9 protein-coding genes and 1 pseudogene are annotated in these 15,960 nt (G+C 62.9%); 5 read left to right on the plus strand and 5 right to left on the minus strand.

Features of this window, described 5'->3' with window-relative positions:
• Positions 1–35 precede the first annotated feature (35 nt).
• On the plus strand, positions 36–2,123 hold the full coding sequence (locus tag B5F70_RS05485) for a glycoside hydrolase family 2 TIM barrel-domain containing protein (protein ID WP_087204560.1): 2,088 nt from the start codon (positions 36–38) through the stop codon (positions 2,121–2,123).
• A gap of 273 nt (positions 2,124–2,396) precedes the next feature.
• Positions 2,397–6,269 carry a M60 family metallopeptidase gene (locus B5F70_RS05490; RefSeq protein ID WP_087204561.1) on the plus strand — a complete coding sequence of 1,291 codons (3,873 nt, stop codon included), beginning with the start codon at positions 2,397–2,399 and terminating at the stop codon, positions 6,267–6,269.
• 114 nt (positions 6,270–6,383) lie between these two features.
• Here B5F70_RS05490 and B5F70_RS05495 read toward each other — a convergent pair whose 3' ends face one another.
• Both B5F70_RS05495 and bsh read right to left on the minus strand, forming a co-directional pair.
• Positions 6,384–8,027: an MFS transporter gene (locus tag B5F70_RS05495; RefSeq protein ID WP_241145912.1), complete on the minus strand. Its 1,644-nt coding sequence runs from the start codon at positions 8,025–8,027 to the stop codon at positions 6,384–6,386.
• Positions 8,028–8,122: 95 nt separating this feature from the next.
• Entirely contained in the window at positions 8,123–9,109 is a 987-nt protein-coding gene (gene bsh / locus B5F70_RS05500) for a choloylglycine hydrolase (protein WP_087204562.1), read from the minus strand.
• A 766-nt stretch (positions 9,110–9,875) separates the two neighbouring features.
• Here bsh and B5F70_RS05505 point away from each other — a divergent pair.
• Positions 9,876–10,130, plus strand: coding sequence for a hypothetical protein (locus tag B5F70_RS05505; protein WP_087204563.1), 255 nt, complete (start codon positions 9,876–9,878; stop codon positions 10,128–10,130).
• A gap of 624 nt (positions 10,131–10,754) precedes the next feature.
• Here the strand turns inward: B5F70_RS05505 and B5F70_RS10505 are convergent.
• On the minus strand, positions 10,755–12,143 hold the full coding sequence (locus B5F70_RS10505) for a reverse transcriptase domain-containing protein (RefSeq protein ID WP_143753925.1): 1,389 nt from the start codon (positions 12,141–12,143) through the stop codon (positions 10,755–10,757).
• A gap of 532 nt (positions 12,144–12,675) precedes the next feature.
• Between B5F70_RS10505 and B5F70_RS05515 the strand changes: the two genes are divergently transcribed.
• A complete protein-coding gene (locus B5F70_RS05515) occupies positions 12,676–13,146 on the plus strand; it encodes an HIRAN domain-containing protein (protein WP_143753926.1) in 471 nt (156 codons plus the stop codon).
• Between the two features lie 513 nt (positions 13,147–13,659).
• Here B5F70_RS05515 and B5F70_RS10950 read toward each other — a convergent pair.
• Together B5F70_RS10950 and B5F70_RS10955 are read right to left on the minus strand one after the other, a co-directional pair.
• Positions 13,660–13,911 (minus strand): DUF3732 domain-containing protein, encoded by a 252-nt coding sequence (locus B5F70_RS10950; RefSeq protein WP_256363452.1) that lies wholly within the window; start codon positions 13,909–13,911, stop codon positions 13,660–13,662.
• Positions 13,903–14,229, minus strand: a pseudogene (locus B5F70_RS10955) (restriction endonuclease); the annotation flags it as partial. The pseudogene B5F70_RS10955 and the gene B5F70_RS10950, both read right to left, overlap by 9 nt.
• A 302-nt stretch (positions 14,230–14,531) precedes the next feature.
• On the opposite strand from B5F70_RS10955, the gene B5F70_RS05525 reads away from it, so the two are divergent.
• On the plus strand, positions 14,532–15,803 hold the full coding sequence (locus B5F70_RS05525; RefSeq protein WP_087204567.1) for an ATP-binding protein: 1,272 nt from the start codon (positions 14,532–14,534) through the stop codon (positions 15,801–15,803).
• The last annotated feature ends 157 nt before the right edge of the window (positions 15,804–15,960 follow it).

A 15,960-nucleotide genomic window follows, 5' to 3' on the forward strand; every position in this document is an offset into this window, starting at 1 on the left:
GCAGCGCTGTTCCCCACAAGACGAGGCGATTCCGTATGCTCGATGTCAAACGCGCGCTCGCCGCCGCCCGCGCGCCAGAACGCACGCACACCCTCCCCCTCTCCACCCCCTGGGGCGATGCCCTCGCGGCGGCGGGAGATGATGCCGAGGTCCTGCCCGAGCATCCCCGCCCCACGCTCGAGCGCGCCTCCTACACCATGCTCAACGGCTGGTGGGACTATGCATTCGTCCCCACCGGACGGGCGGACGCCTCGCCCCTCGACCTCGCCGGCGCCCTCGCCCTCGTGAGCACGGCGGCGCCGCCGGCGACGTTTGCCGGGCGCATCCGCGTGCCCTTCTCGCCCGAGGCGCCGCTCTCGGGCGTGCGCCGCACCCTCACCCCCGGCGAGCTCCTCTGGTACCGCCGCCGCGTCAGCGCGCCGGCGCGCGGCGCCCACGACCGCATCATCCTGCACGTCGACGCCGTCGACTGGGTGGCGGCAATCCGCGTGAACGGCCGGCTCGCCGCCACGCACGCAGGCGGCTATCTGCCCTTTGAGCTCGACGTGACCCCCTATCTCAACGACGGCACCGGCGCAGATGCCGACGGGACCTTCCTCATCGAGGTCTGCGTCTACGACCCCTCGGACGCCGGCATGCAGCCGCGCGGCAAGCAGCGGCTCCACCCCGGCGGCATCTGGTACACGGCGCAGAGCGGCATCTGGCAGAGCGTCTGGCTCGAGGTGGTGCCCGCCGCGCATCTGACGGCGCTCTCCTGCCGGGGCGCGGCCGACGGCACGCTCGCCGTCGAGGCGCTGGCGCGCGTGGCGGAGCCCCTCGGTGCTGACGCCGCCCTCGCGCTCGACCTCGCCGTGTTTGATGCGGAGGGGACCCGCGTGCTCGACGCGCGCCTCCCCTTTGATGCGCGCCCCGCCACGGCACCGGCGCCCTCGCTCGCCCAACTTGCCGCCGCCATGGGTGCACCCGCCCTCGGCACGGCGCCCGCACGACGCCTGCGCGCCACCCTCGCCCTCGATACACCCCGGCTCTGGTCGCCTGCCGAGCCGTATCTCTACCGCGTGGAGGCTGCGCTTATCGCCGGCGCCGCGCCCTGCACCGCCGACGGGGCCGCTAGCGCGCATGCCGCCGCCGAGCCCGACCGCGTGCGCAGCTACGCCGCCTTCCGCACCGTTCACGTGGAGCGCGACGGCGCGGGCACGCCGCGCTTCTTCCTCAACGGGAAGCCCCTTCTGCTCAAGGGGGTGCTCGACCAGGGCTACTGGCCGGACGGTCTCATGACGGCGCCTGCAGATGCCGCCCTCGTCCACGATATCGAGGCCGCGCGCGCATCCGGCTTCAACCTGCTGCGCAAGCACCTCAAGGTCGAGCGTGCGCGCTGGTATTACCACTGCGACCGCATGGGCATGCTCGTCTGTCAGGACGCCGTGCAGGGCGGCAGCGCCTACAACCTCTGGCACACGAGCCGCAAGCCCACCGTCTTCAGCGCGACGTGGAGGCGCTATCGCGACGATATCCCCCACCACCGCGTGGCCCTCTCGTCAGACGATGCGCGCTACCAGCTCGAATGGACGGCAACGTGCGCCGACATGGTGCGCCATCTCGCCGGGCACCCCTCGATCGTCGCCTGGTCGCTCTTTAACGAGGGCATGGGCCAGTTCGACGCCTGCGCCGCGGCGGAGCTCGTCCACACGATCGACCCCACGCGCCCCCTCGATGCGGCGAGCGGCTGGTACGACCAGCACTGCGGCGACGTTTACTCGCATCACAACTACTTCCGCCCGCTCACCGCGCCGCGCGACCGGGGCCGCCTCAAGGGTTATGCGCGCGAGCGCGGCTTCCGCGCGTTTCTCCTCTCGGAGTTTGGCGGCTGGGCACAGCCCGTGGATGGCCACCGCTTCTCGGACGCGGTCTACGGCTACGGCGACTTTGCGTCCCCCGCCGCCTGGCGCGCCGCCGTCCGCGCATCGCTCGCCGAGGCCGAGGCGCTGGCGCCGCACGGGCTTGCCGGCTATGTCTACACGCAGCTCTCCGACGTGGAGGACGAGGCCAACGGCATCCTCACCTACGACCGCCGCGTCAACAAGCTCGCCACCCCAGACGACGCCGAGGGCGCGGGCGCCTGAGACCGTAGCACGCGCCGTGCGAACAGTGGCCATCGAGGTGCGCCTGCCGGGCGGTACGGAAGGTCGCAGGAACTGCGGTACAAAACGGAGCACATAACGGTGGCGCAAAGCGGTGGTGCAGAACCTGTGGATTCGGCCCCCCGAAGCTTTCCTTCAATATGCCACCCGGGGTATACCAGTTCTGCACCTAGACAGACACTGCCTCCGCGCTCAAATGATTCCCCAGCGCGGCCACGCCTTCCCAGGCGCGAGATGCGAAAGGATTTGGACATCATGCCCTACAACCGAATAGCCCCCACAACCTTGCGCGCTGTTTTAGCCGCAAGCTTGGTATTTTCCGGCCCGGGGGCGACGGCGGCCCTCGCCGCACCCGCAAGCGCCCATGCGGACGAAGAGACGCCGCAGGCAGACGCCGAAACCGAGGTGCGCGACCCCTCCCTCGATACCAGCGACGCCGCGGCTGCCTCGCCCGTGGACGAGGGCTATGCAGCCGCCACCTCCGCAGACGAAGAACCGGCGTCCGCCACCCCGGCGCCAGAAAGCGCGGTGGAGGCCACAGCCGAGCCCTTCACCCCTGCCGAGAGCGCATCCGCCGGCACGGTCACCCTCATCCACAACGGCGGGCAAACGGTATACGGCTCGCTCGTCGAGGCAGCCCGGGCCGCGCAGGACGGTGACGTCATCGAGGTCTCGGGCGCGCTCAGCGTGAGCGAACCCGTGGTGATCGACGCGGGCCGCTCGATCACGCTGCGCGCCACCGCAAGCGCCACCATCACGCGCGCAGGAGCGTTCCCGCAGGAGGGCGGCAAGGCCGCGGGCATGTTCCGCCTCTTGGACGGCGCCGCGCTCACGTTGGAGGCCGCCGACCCCGCCGCCGGCGAGCTCGTTATCGACAACGAGCGGACCGATTCGAACGAGGCCGTCGTCACCCTGCACGGGCAATCGACCTTCACCATGCGCGCGGGCACGGCCATCGAGGGCGCCCAATGCTCTTGGAAGCCCTGGGGCGCCGTCTACGTGCGCGAGGGCACCTTTGTGCTGGACGGCGGCGAGATTCGCAACGGCTTTTCCATGCGCAACGCCGCCGTGGCGGTGGAGCACGGGAGCACCTTCGAGATGCGGGCGGGCACCATCACCGGCAACCGCACGAGCTACTCCGAGTCCATCGTGTGGACCAAGGGCACCGTGCGCATGAGCGGCGGCACCATCGCGGGCAACTCGTCCAACGTGTCGAGCGACGGCGTGGTCCACGTGCTCGAGGGCGGCCGGCTCAGCTTTACGGGCGGCACCATCGGCAACAACAACCCCAATAACACCTTTGGCGTGCGCGTGGACGCCCGCGGCGCGCTCGAGTTGGGCGGGCAGGCGCGCTTCGAGGGCGTCGACCGCGTGAGCCTGGCACAGGGCGCCGCGCTCTCGTTTGCAAGCGCGCCCGGGGCGCACACCACAGACGACCCGATCGAGGTCGTGCTCGCGGACGAATGGCCGGCGGGCGGCGTGGTGGCCACCGCCACCTCGCCCGAGGTGGCGCGCGCCGCACTCGAGCGCCTCGCGGTGCGCCGTGCCGGAGCGCCCGAGCGCACGGCCTCGGTGGGCATCGACGCTACCGACCAGAGCCGCATTACCTTGGCCTCGGCCGACGTAGCGGCGCTCTTCGACCTGCTCGACCACCCCTTCGCCGGCAACCTCGGCCTCGAGCTGCGCAGCGAGCTCACCGGGTCGGACGCCCTCGAGGGTCTGCGCGCAACGGTGGAGGAGCACTTCGCCGGCGTGGACACGCCCGAGAAGCGCGTGAGACTGCAGCAGCTGGATGACATCGAGCGCTATGCGGCCTACCTTACCGCCCACGGCGACGAGCTCGCGGACACGGTGCGCACGCTCTCGCAGCTGGGCGACCCGTGGGCCGAGGCGCAGCGCACCAAGCAGGGCTACCAGTTCGACAACCTCGACGCCACCGGCCTCTACCTCAAGCCCGGCCAGGTGAACGAGATCGTGGTCTACGTCGATGCCGACGACCCGTCGAAGCTCTCGGTCGCCTGGCGCCAGGTGGGCGTGACCGACACAAGTAACTACCCCTCGCTCAACCTCGGCCAGCAAAACGGCCTCGTCAACGGCGCCAACCGCATCACCGTGGACCTTACCGACAAAACCTACGGCTCCATGCTCTACCTGCGTAACGACTCCACCGATAACGCAGCCCAGGTGCGCATCGAGGCGGCCGATGCCGCCGAGGTCGCCCTGGGCGCAACCGGGGGCGACGCCGCGGGCGCCGGCACCTCGGCAGACGGCGCCAACCCCGGCACCTCGGCAGACGGCGCCAGCCCCGCCCTCGGCACGAGCCTGGGCGCGCACCCCTTCTACGAGCACGACCCCGCCCATCCCGAGCGCTTCTGGACCTATGTGCAGGACATCCGCACCTACGCCGCGCGGGCGCAGGCGGGTGAGGCGGCCGACATGACGCTCATCCAGATGGGCGACGAGGGCAGCGCGCAGTTCGCCGTGAGCGCCACCGCTATGGCGAGGGCGTACGCCGGCATCGCGTCTCAGGAGGATGCCGTTGCCTACATCGAGAAATCGAATAAGGCGATCCAGGACCGGCTCGAGTTCTACTGGGCCTTCGACGGCTTCGACCCGGCCGAGGCAAGCGGCCCCAACGCCATCACCACCGCGCGCGTGCACACGGCCTTCACCCGCACGGTCAAGAGCCCCTCGACCATGTACGCCTACGGGCGCTACTTCCACATGCCCGAAAGCTCGGCCGCGTCGTTCCTATCGGGCGAGAGCATGTACGGCTGGGGCATGTCGCACGAATACGGGCACATGCTCGATAACAACGTGATCGCGGTTGCCGAGGAGACGAACAACCTCTACTCCATCGCCGGCTCGCGCCACGGCGGCATCGAGGCATCGCGCGCAGCGGGAACGGCGTTCGACCCCTCGGCGTACTACCACGTGAACGCCATGAACGCCACCAAGCGCCGCGATGCCGAGCTCGCGCAGATGGCCGCCGACCCGAACTATGTGCCCGACTGGATGAACGGCGACGTATGGGGCACCTACATCTGGACGCACGTAACCACATGGTGGAACGGCCTGCACTTCTTTGACGACTGGGATTACGCGGGCTACGATTTCTCCGCGAGCCCCTATACTGCAGAGATCGCCGCTGACGTGGAGACATACGGCGCCTACGGGGCGACCGTGCGCATCCTGCGCAGCGACGCCGATGCCGTAAAGACCATCGAGGACCTGGCGAGCAACGCCACCACGGGCGTCAAATACAACCGCATGGCCGTGGCCTTCACCATGGGGACGGGCTACAACTTTGCCGAATACCTGTACGAGCTCGGCGAGCGCGACCTCGCGCCCGAGGTGCGGGAGTGGTGCGCGCAGTACCCCTCGATGCCGCGCAAGGTGAAGTACTTCTCGCTGAACACCGATGCGCAGATCATCAACGGGGCGAAGACGTACGAGGAGATCGTGGGCGAGAACGGTACGGTGGAACCCGAGCTTACGGTCGAGATCGTGGGCGACGCGCTGCGCGTGATGGCCTCGATGCCGAGCGACGAGCTCGCGCGCGCCACGACGGCGTGGGAGCTCTACCGCGACGGGCAGCTCGTGGGCTTCTCGCGCGACGGGGTGTTCGAGCTCATCGGCGACGCAGGCGACAGCGACCCGGCATCCTTCAGCGTGGTGGCCTACGACGTGCGCCTGAATCCGCATACCGCGCTAACCGGCGGCGATTCCGGCGAGGAACCCGGCGGCGGCGAAGAGGGCGGCGGCTCCGGTGAGACCACCCCGCCCGAGGGCGGCGACGGCTCCGGCGGCGAAGGCGAGGTGACCCCGCCCGAGGGCGGCGATCAAGAGCCGGGCGACGGCTCGGGCGACCCCGATGGGGGAACCGGCGGCACGCAACAGCCGGACGGTCAGGAGCCTAACGCGCCGGATGGCGGCACAGATCCCGCAGACGGCGCCGGAACGTCTGGAACCAACCCGTCGCAGCAGACCGGCGCAGCAACGGGCGGGCGGACGGCACTCGCCGCAACGGGTGACCATACGCTTTGGGCGACGCTCATCACCGCGCTTGGCAGCGGCATCGCCATCGCCGGCGGAGCGCTCGCGACCCGGTTCAAGCGGGAATCGTAATGTAGGCGCACGCGCTACCCAAACCGCACGGCAAGACCGGCGTCTCAGGGAGTCTCCCTGGGGCGCCGGCCTTCTTGATCGCTGCCTGGTCCCGCCTTGCGCGCAAGGGCTACGTCACGCGCGTGCAGTGTGCGGCCGCTCTTTGATGGCAGGGGTCGACGCCAGCCCGGCAAGCACGATGACCGCGCCCACGGCGTAGGCGATCCGCACCGCGTCTACCCGAGCCCCGGCCTCGATCTTCACGAGCTCCGTCCGCTCGGCATCGGACATGGTGATACCGGCTATCTCGTCCTCAAAGGTCCGGTCGCTCCCCAAGTCGATGCTCACCGCGTCGAGCTGGCTTGCCACCTCAGGGGTGATTGACGCATCCGCCGCGGCCTGCGACCGCACCGTGCCGGTGATCCCAAAGAGCAGGACGGCGCCGAGCAGCGCCACGCCAAAGGCCTGGCCCACGTTGCGCATCGTGCTCTGGATGCCGCCGGACTGCGACGCCTCGCGCTCGGGCAGGGCGGCCGCCACCACATTGCTCGCATGGGAGGAAACCGTGCCGGCGCCCACACCGGCCATAAAGGCCCCGAGGAACACGAACGGCGCCGAGGCGCCCTCCGTCGTCACCGACAACGCCATGAGCCCCAAGGCCGCCGCCATGGCAACGTAGCCGAGCTGAATCACGCGGCGGGGGCTGGCATGGGGCAGGAACTTGGGGATGCCGAGTGCGAACGCAAAGGTGGGAAGCCCCGTGACAAGTGAGATGGATCCCACGGCAACCGGCGACCAGCCCGCAACGAGCTGCAGGTAGGGAGCCATAAGGATGGACTGCGCTCCCATAAAGAAGAAGGTGAGGGCGCACGCGATGAGGCCGGCGCGGACCTGCGGGGTCGCCAGAAACACGCTCGGCAGCACCGCGATGCCGCCACGCGCCTCGACGCGCCGCTCGTACACGACGAGAAGGCCGAGAACCACAAGACCGATCGCTGCAAGGGGAAGCGCCGGCGAGATACCGAGAACCGTGAAGGGCGCTCCTGCCAGCGGAGTCACCAAACCCCAAGAGGAGACGCTCGAGACGCCGATGAGCAACAGGAAGAGACCCAGCGCCGCAAGCACCACGCCACCGCTGTCGAACGCGGTGCGCTCATGCGGCTGCTCGATGGCCGGCAAGGTGAAGGACGCAGCGAAGACGAGGGCGAAGTAGCCTGCGAGCGCGAGGAACGTGGCGTGCATGCCCGCGGTCTCCATCACCACGCCGAGGACGAGCGGCAGAAGCGCCGAGAGGCCCGACGCCGCGCCGATGGCGCCGAAGGCGACGGTCCGGTTACCACCTTGGTACATAAGCGGGATGAGACCCAGGACCGCGGGGATCATAAAGCTCGCACCGAGCCCCACGAGCACGCGGCCGCCCCAGATGAAGACCGCCATGCTCGGCGCCGCCGCGAGAACGACCTCGCCTACCGCGCAGAGCAGGATGCCGCCGCGAAAGGTCCGCTTCCACCCGACGATGGTGCCGGCAAGGCCGCCGGCGATCATAAAGGCGCCTCCTACGAGCGGATAGATCATGTTTGCCAGCTGTATCTGCGCCGTCGTGGCGCCGAGCTCGCTCGTGAGGGCGGATGTGGCAAGCGAAAGGGCGCCGTTATCGCCCGTGGCACCCATCTGGGCGAGAATCAGAACGAGAATGGGAAGTACGAGGAACCGCCCCGCATTTGCGGGCCGGGCGGTCCCTGCAGGCTGAGCCGCCTGCACGGAGGTTGAGGTATGCACGTTGTGTCCAATCTGGTGCGCGAAGAAGTACTTGGGAGCCGCCTGCGCCGCAGCGAGCGCGATGCCCACCACGGCGCAAGGGAGCGCTGACGGGCCTATGCCGTCAGCGGAGCCTCGGAGGCGTTGAGCGGCGCGTTCCCGCTAAGGTCGCACGACGCGAGGCGGTAGGCGCGAATGCGCGGATCGTCATAGGTGGCGTGGTAATACGTGAGCGCCTCAGCGGAGAAGCAGCTGGTATAGAGCGTCTTCTCGCAGGAGCCGTCGGCCATGCGCGCCGCACCGTCCGGCACGGCAACCGCGCCGAGGGTGCGGAAGAGCCGCGTCACGTTCTCGCCTTCGGAGTCCTTTGCGGGGTAATGGCTGTTCACAAACGCAGCCTTCACGAACCGCGCCGGTCCGCTGTAATCGCCGGGAATCCCCTGTAGGCCCGCTCCTGACCCAAAGGGCGCGAGCTGGGCGCGGCCCCATAAGGGCGATGCCGGCTCAGCGTCCGTCAGCGTGAGGTAGTTGCGGAGGTTTGTGCGCTGCCAGCCGAAATCCGGCTCGTTGGTGAGCACATCGACGTCGTCCTCCCACACATGCATGCCGTCGCGCATGTACTCGACCACGATGCTGCCCGTGGCGTCGGCGATGATCCAGTGCAGGTTTGCGACGGGGAGATCGGACGAGACGGGCTTGGCGACGATGGTTGTCTTCGCGAGGGCCTGGCGGACCTCGTCGAGCGTACTGAAGTTGCGCGCGACCCAGAAGGGAAACTCGTAAGCGGCGACGTTGATGGCGTCGGGGTCCGTTGAGGCCTCCGGCGCATAGCAGGCGCTCTGCGGAAAATTGAGACCCGCGACCGCGAGGCCGGCGTCGTTGCCGCAATCAAAGTAGAGCGGCGTCTCGTTAAACACAATGGCCATGCCGATGACGGCATGGGCGTGGCCTGCGTCCACGTCACCAGGGCGATCGAAGGCGGCGGGCACCTGCGCCGCAGGAGGCGTCACCACCACGCGCTCACCATAGCCCTGAGTCCAATCGAGATTGCGACCGAAGTACATCGATCCGGTCGTGCTGGTAAAGCGGATGCCCGTGCACATGGGCCCGCCCCCTTCCCTTACCGCGCGGCGAAACCGGCGGAGCAGTTGGTGTAGTACTTCTCTTCTGCCCGAATACGAAGGGATGTTGCCGGGAACATGCTTAGGAATGCCTGAAGGTCGCTTCAGGCCCTTTGATCTGCAGCCATGAGCATGTGCTTGTTACGCGCACATCGTACGAGCCCATGCTAAAACGGTTATACGTAGGATAAAACTGCATATTAGGATACTTGAGGACGGGCTCATGTCATCCCATTCACTCTGCTAGGGCGATCTCCTGCCTCGACATTATGCACCCCACGGGACAGATGCGTAGACGCCGGAGCGCTATCATTGCCAAGACGCCCCCTGCCAGTGTCCCAACACCCTGGCTGCGCGCCCCGGCGACACGCCACCGCATAAGGCAGTACCCTACCGTGAAGAGAGAATCGCCACGAACGCGCCGGACATCCACCCAGCATCCGCATCTGCATTGCTACCGCCATGGCCTGCAACCGGGCGTTTTTGGAGCGCACGCACGGTGACACGCGAGCTCCCCAGAGCACCTGCCCGGCACCTCACCGTGATAAGCTGCACGGACACGCGACGGACGCGCCTTTCGCCCAAGGCGCTGGGTCTTGTGGACGGCGATGCGGTCGCCATCAAGGCGGCGTGAGCGACGATTACCGGCCCCTACAGCGAGATAATGCGATCGCTGCTTGTCGCGATCGGCAAGCTGGACGTAGGGGAGATCCTCGCGGTTGGGCATACCTTGTGCTGAACCTGCGGTATGCATTCCGAGCACCTGCTCGAAGCGCTTGAGCAGACAGGTACGGCACCCGAGCAGATTGCAGCGGCGCGACACGACGAGCGCGTCGTGCATGTGCTTGCCGGCTTCGAACGCCTTGAGGACGAAGTCGCTGCCAGCTTGTGTGCGATCCGGGAACACGCGCTTATGACCGCGCACGTACGCGTCACCGACTGCACCATCGACGTGCGCACAGGCGCGCTCACCACCCGTAAGGTGAAATTACCACTGTCCTGATTTCACACATAGCGCCAGGCCGTGTAATGCTGCGGGTAGTCGTAGACGGTAACGCGCGTGCCCTGCAACGTGCGATACGCCTGAATCAAGCCTTCGCGGAGGCACTCCCAGCCGCTGCGCCCCAGATAGAGGAAGGATTCCCCGTCGTCCAACATATGGATACGCATGCGGGTCGCACAGCATCGAGCTCCAGCTTGTAGAGGAAACTGCTGGGGAAAGGCGTATCGAAGTGATTGAACAGATAGCAGTGCGAGTGGGATGTCGAGCATGCTAGCAGAGCGCATTTCAGCCGGTCGAAGCGTGCAGTCCATGCTGAGACGATGCTCGTGAGCGCTAGGCCGAGCTCGATTCCGGTCGCGCGGCGCGGCGGCTTCGCCGCCGCATAGGCCGGCACACGACCCGTCCCGCGCCCGCCGTCGAGCAGGTAATCGGTAAACTTTTAGGTCGAGCGGGTCGAGCAACTCATTGAGCACGTAGTACGACTCGGCATCAGGTCAAGCGCGCTCGCAGCAGCGAGACCCACCCGCGCCGCGTCCGCCGTCGCCAGCGAGCGCCCGTAGATGACCTCATCCCATATTGCGCTCGCGGCGAAGAAGGAGGACCTAGCTGTGATGGGACCCGTCATCATTGGCGCCTTCGTTTCAGTTTTCTGCCAGCGCGCTCCGTCCGCGCTAACGGTCCTATATCTCGTTTGAGCTTCCCGTACATATTGCTTACTGGCTTCGAGATAGGATCATCCGGAAAAGTTTTCTGCGCACGCCTCACATAAGAGAGAAAGTTCATCTGCGAATATCCCCCGCGGGCGTTGTCCCCTTTCTTGCTAAACGACTTGTATATTGCCGCCTTCTGTTTATTAGAAAGGTGACGTCCCCTTTTCTGGCACTTCCTCACTCTACGGTAGTAACGATTGAAGAACCTTCCAACTGTTCTTTGACGCAGTCTTACATAACGCCCGTCAAAATCAAAGCCGAGGTATGTGATTTTCTTTGCCCCGCTTTTGCACACCTTCTCAAAACAAGGCCCATTAAACTGCTCAACAATACTGTCATGCACATGAAAGAACTTTGTTTTCCCAGCCTGGAGGGATACTCCTGGTACCCCCTTCACATAATCCAGAACCGCTGCGAGCACGTTCCTTTTATCCCAAGGAACGATGACGATGAAATCGTCACAGTATCGGAGGTATAGACCGTTGAGTGTAGAAATCGACCCGGCCATGGAAGTGTCGAAATCAAGCATGTAAACGTTTGATAGAGCGCCGCTTGCAGCAAGTCCCTGCGGAATCCCGACCCCAGCCCCCTCTTTCCAGGGAGCCTTTATACAGCTGTCTTTATTCGCTTTGAACTGCTCTTTTGTCAGCGCATGCGCCTCGTTCCGATTGAAGCTGCGAATACTTCCCTTGCGCCTCTTCTTTGAGCTCGTGTCATATCCACGAATCCCCAGAATCGAGTCAAGCTCCCAAATGGAATAATGAATAATGCTCTTTAAGACTCGATAATGGTCTTTAGGAAGCTTCCCGTCTGAGAAAAGCTTCCGCATCATACCAAGAAGATAATCGTGTTGAATGCTTGGAAAGAAGCTTGAGAAATCCCCTGTCATTACCGCGACGTTCTGAAGCTCGCGGATTTTCGAGAAAGCTTTTGCCGCTCCATCAATGTTGCTTAGATGTTTTTGCGGCCGATATGCTAGAACGCTTCCATCAGCCCCCGACTTTTCCAGCAGCACCTCATATCGATCAGACCATTGCAAAGAGTAATACTGATAAATCCTGTGGTCGAGATGGGCTGCATACGCAACCTCCCTCGCTTTTACCGAAAACTCTTTCCCTAGATAGTCGCTATCCTCAACACGAAAGCTCTCAATCGTGTTTGAAATAAGCGGGTAAAACGCATGGCTCACGACATAATCCGGATCCTCAACAAGACGCTTTACTTGAACATATGTAACAGGACTATCGAAATGCGTATAGCCTTTCTTCCGATGAGCATCGGCGATACGGACGGAATAGTCCATTCTCCTCCCATCTTGGGTCAACCCGCTTGGATCAACAACGGGGCGGCTTCGTCTCCCCAAGCGGGCTTCACCGGCCGACAAACGACCATGTACGTCGGCTCTCGCCAACGACCGCCGCGAACAAAGTGCTCGCCTGTGCCACAATAGAATCGGAGGTCGCAATGCCCGCTCTCGCGTTCAAAGCAACACTCGACCTGAATGCAGGCGAGTGCGCCGGAAATGCCGGAAACGTGATAATTATCTCGTTTGCGGTATTGACGGCAGTACCACACCCCCACGCCTGGTGCATAGGGCGTAGATACTATACCCCATCGAGATTATTCACAAACGGAAAAAGTAGCCACTGAGCCTGTCAACGACGATGACATGACGCTTAAACGCATGTACTTCGAGCTGGATGTGAAAAGACTACGCCCCTAGAGCTACAATCCCAAATGCCGAGACCGAGCTTTTAGGGAGAATGACCCCAACACCCCGGAGGTTAATATTATGGCAAAGCGGTTACGTACTCGTCACCGCTTAGCTGGAGAACGTGATTGAAGATATGAACAAGGTTTACGATTGCGACCGATCAACAAAACTCACGGACGACAATTCCCCTATTAATAACTATCTAGACTACGAATTCTATTGCAACTCATGGTACTACCGTGGAAAGCCTAAGGTGAACGAGCGGGACTATGTGCGCTTGCAGCCCGAACCAAACAACAAGCATGATCCATTCGCTGTCGCCATCTACAAGGGCAGCAGAAAGGTTGGATATGTTCCGAAACACTACTCACGGGAAACTTCCAAGGCGATTAATGATGGAAGGGATATTCGTGTTGAAGTGAGCTGTGGAAGCGACAATTACGCACCGTTTTTCAGGGTATATGATGCAGCGAAGCCAGCTCCCAAAAAGTCCGATATACCAGAACGTAACCCGATTGGATGTTTCTTTTGGCTTCTACTGGCTCTAATTATACTTGGCTCTGCTAAAGCGCTTCTGACATCCGCCGGATGAGTTCATGCTCGCGCGCCCCATCATCATAGTCGCCAACCAATCGAGACAAGGGGCGGCGCATGAGAGGCGTGCATCCATCCATATCGATGGATGCAATCGTCGAGGAGCTCACCGCCGTCCCAAGGGAAATCGAACGCATCGCAGCGGAGCTCATCGCCGCGAGGTCCATGGAGTCGATGTCCCTCCCGAGATGTGGGTGTCGCCGCTTCATCCGCAAAGACGGCGGCTCAGACAGTACCCGACGCTACCGGTACTCGGATATTCGGGTACACGCTTCCCGCCCGCACCGACAACCCTCTCACCAAAGATTATTCGATTGCCGGCATCGTTTCTGCAGAACACCAGTGCCGTTTACATAGAACGGCGGTACAATTTGCGTACGGTACTCATCGCCTTCAGCGAACAGCGCTCTCCCACTCCGAACCATTCCACTTGCCTAGCCCCTAGACACAGTTCAAGCAGCAAGGAACCGTTCGCAAGAAAACATGTGAATCAAGAAGAGTCGATGGTGCGCTATGCAAGCCATGAAGCTGGTACTAGAGCCTCGCCATCTCTCCAGCTATCTACGACACTATCAGCGCATCCGTATGCTTCGCTGCCCGTATGGTCAACAACAATCACCTGCAGCCCCCCATTTAACTCCGCAACTCTATCATGAATAAACCGGTAGATGCGCTCAATTTGCTCACGATCGAGTTTGTCGGTTCCCCCAGAATTAACCTGCGAGGGTTGGTCAAGAAATATGTCCAGCGCCGACGCGGCCATTTTGGCCGTGTCCACGACCATCGTGCCGGTATTATCGACCTGCTGCCGGAGGTTTTTCGCTAGGCCCTTGGCGGTGGTCATCACCATATAACGCGACACGGCAGGATCACCAAGCGCACGTGCGAAGAACGAGTCGCAGACGCCCTTTGGCAGTTGCTTATCCGAGTCATGACACTTGCACTGGATGGCCCACCAGGAGCCGTCTTCACGAGACTTCGCCACAAGATCGATGCCGGTGTCCTGCGTATCGTGGATGGGGCAGCCATCCCACGCGAGCGCCTGTTCCAAGGTCCCCACACATTCGAAGTTGGATGCCCAGTACGGATCGTTTGCAAGGTATCAGACGCAGGCAGCCTCGTACTTGGTACCCTTCTCCTTCTCGGATATCGATGCGTTTACGATAGGATCGAGCGCGTCGTAGACCGTCTGCATCGCAACTTCCTTCGTTCGCAGCCTCTTCTCCCATTTCAATAATATCAGCGCCAAGAAAGCTACCGCCTAGAGCATACCTGCGAATGAACTGGGGGAACCTTCTACAGCGCTTTGCCAAGTGTAGAGCGCTTGCTATAATCTTCTCAAATCCGGAATCAATTCCGGATTTGAGAAGATTTGAGGTTGCCATGTACATTACTCGTGCGCTCGAACCTTTGGTTCGTAGATACTCCGAACACTTCAAAGTCGTCGTCGTAACCGGCCCTCGCCAAGTCGGCAAGACAACTATGCTCAAGCACCTCATGGAAGAAGATGCATCGGAGGGCATCGAGCGCGCTTATGTGACCCTCGACAACACCGCCATCTTGCAAACTGCGAAGGAAGATCCCGCGCTGTTCCTCCAGCGCTACCGCCCGCCCGTTCTCATCGACGAGATTCAGAAGGCACCGGAGCTTCTCCCCTACATCAAGGAAATCGTCGACGCGTCCAACCAGACCGGGACCGTCTGGCTTACCGGTTCCCAGCCATTCCACCTCATGAAGGAGGTCTCCGAATCGCTTGCGGGACGCGTCGGCGTAATAGAAATGCTCGGCCTCTCTGGTGCCGAGGTTTCCGGCGTTCCTTCTGAACCGTTCTCCCCTGGACAGGATTACTTCGTTCGTCGCGTAACCGCATCCAAGTCATATAACGTGATAGAAGCATACGACCGCATCTGTGCTGGCTCGCTTCCGGGCATCCGCTCCCTGCCGGATGACCTGCGCGCAGGGGCATACGAGTCATACCTCGACACATACATCATGCGCGACATCCGCGACCTCTCGCAGATTGGCGACGAGCTGAAGTTTCGCCGCTTCATGACAGCCTGCGCTGCGCTCACCTCGAAACCCGTGGTCTATGCGGAACTCGCGCGCATAGCGGACATCGACGAGAAGACAGCCAAGACGTGGCTGTCCCTGCTCGTGAGCTCGTACATCGTCAAGATTGTCGAACCTTACGCGAACAACTTGCTGAAGCGCCTTTCCAAGCAGCCGGTCATGCATTTTCTTGACACTGGCCTGGCAGCGTATCTCACGGGTTGGACCAGCCCGCAAGCTCTTGAAGCCGGTGCCATGAGCGGGCAGATCTTTGAGACCCATGTTTTTGGGGAGATTTACAAGAGCTTCCTCAACGCTGGGCAACGAGCACCGCTCTACTTCTTCCGTAACAACGACAAGAAGGAAATCGACCTACTGATGGAGCGAGATGGCGCGCTCTTCCCCATCGAGGTGAAGAAAACGGCGTCGCCCTCGCGCAAAGACACGCGCAACCTAAACGCCTTGGACCCAGTCAATGCGTCTGACGTGGCGCCCGAGCTCTCGATGTACAAACGTGAAATTGGAACAGGTACTATCGTCTGCATGGTTCAGGACACGTTCCCCGTGAGCGAACGGGCGTGGGCCTTCCCGGTTTGGGCAGTGTAATTGCGGGCAAAGAAAGCGGCTCCGCATCGTATGCCACTGGTACCATCACTCAACTCCCGTTGACTCAGTTTTACTTGAGTCAACGGGAGTTGAGTGATATGGAACTCATCGGATGCACAGCTCGGCTCCAATTACCGAAAAGATGGTTGCAGAAGAG

The organism is Collinsella sp. An268 (assembly GCF_002159765.1).
In the GTDB taxonomy this organism is placed as follows: Bacteria; Actinomycetota; Coriobacteriia; order Coriobacteriales; family Coriobacteriaceae; genus Coprousia.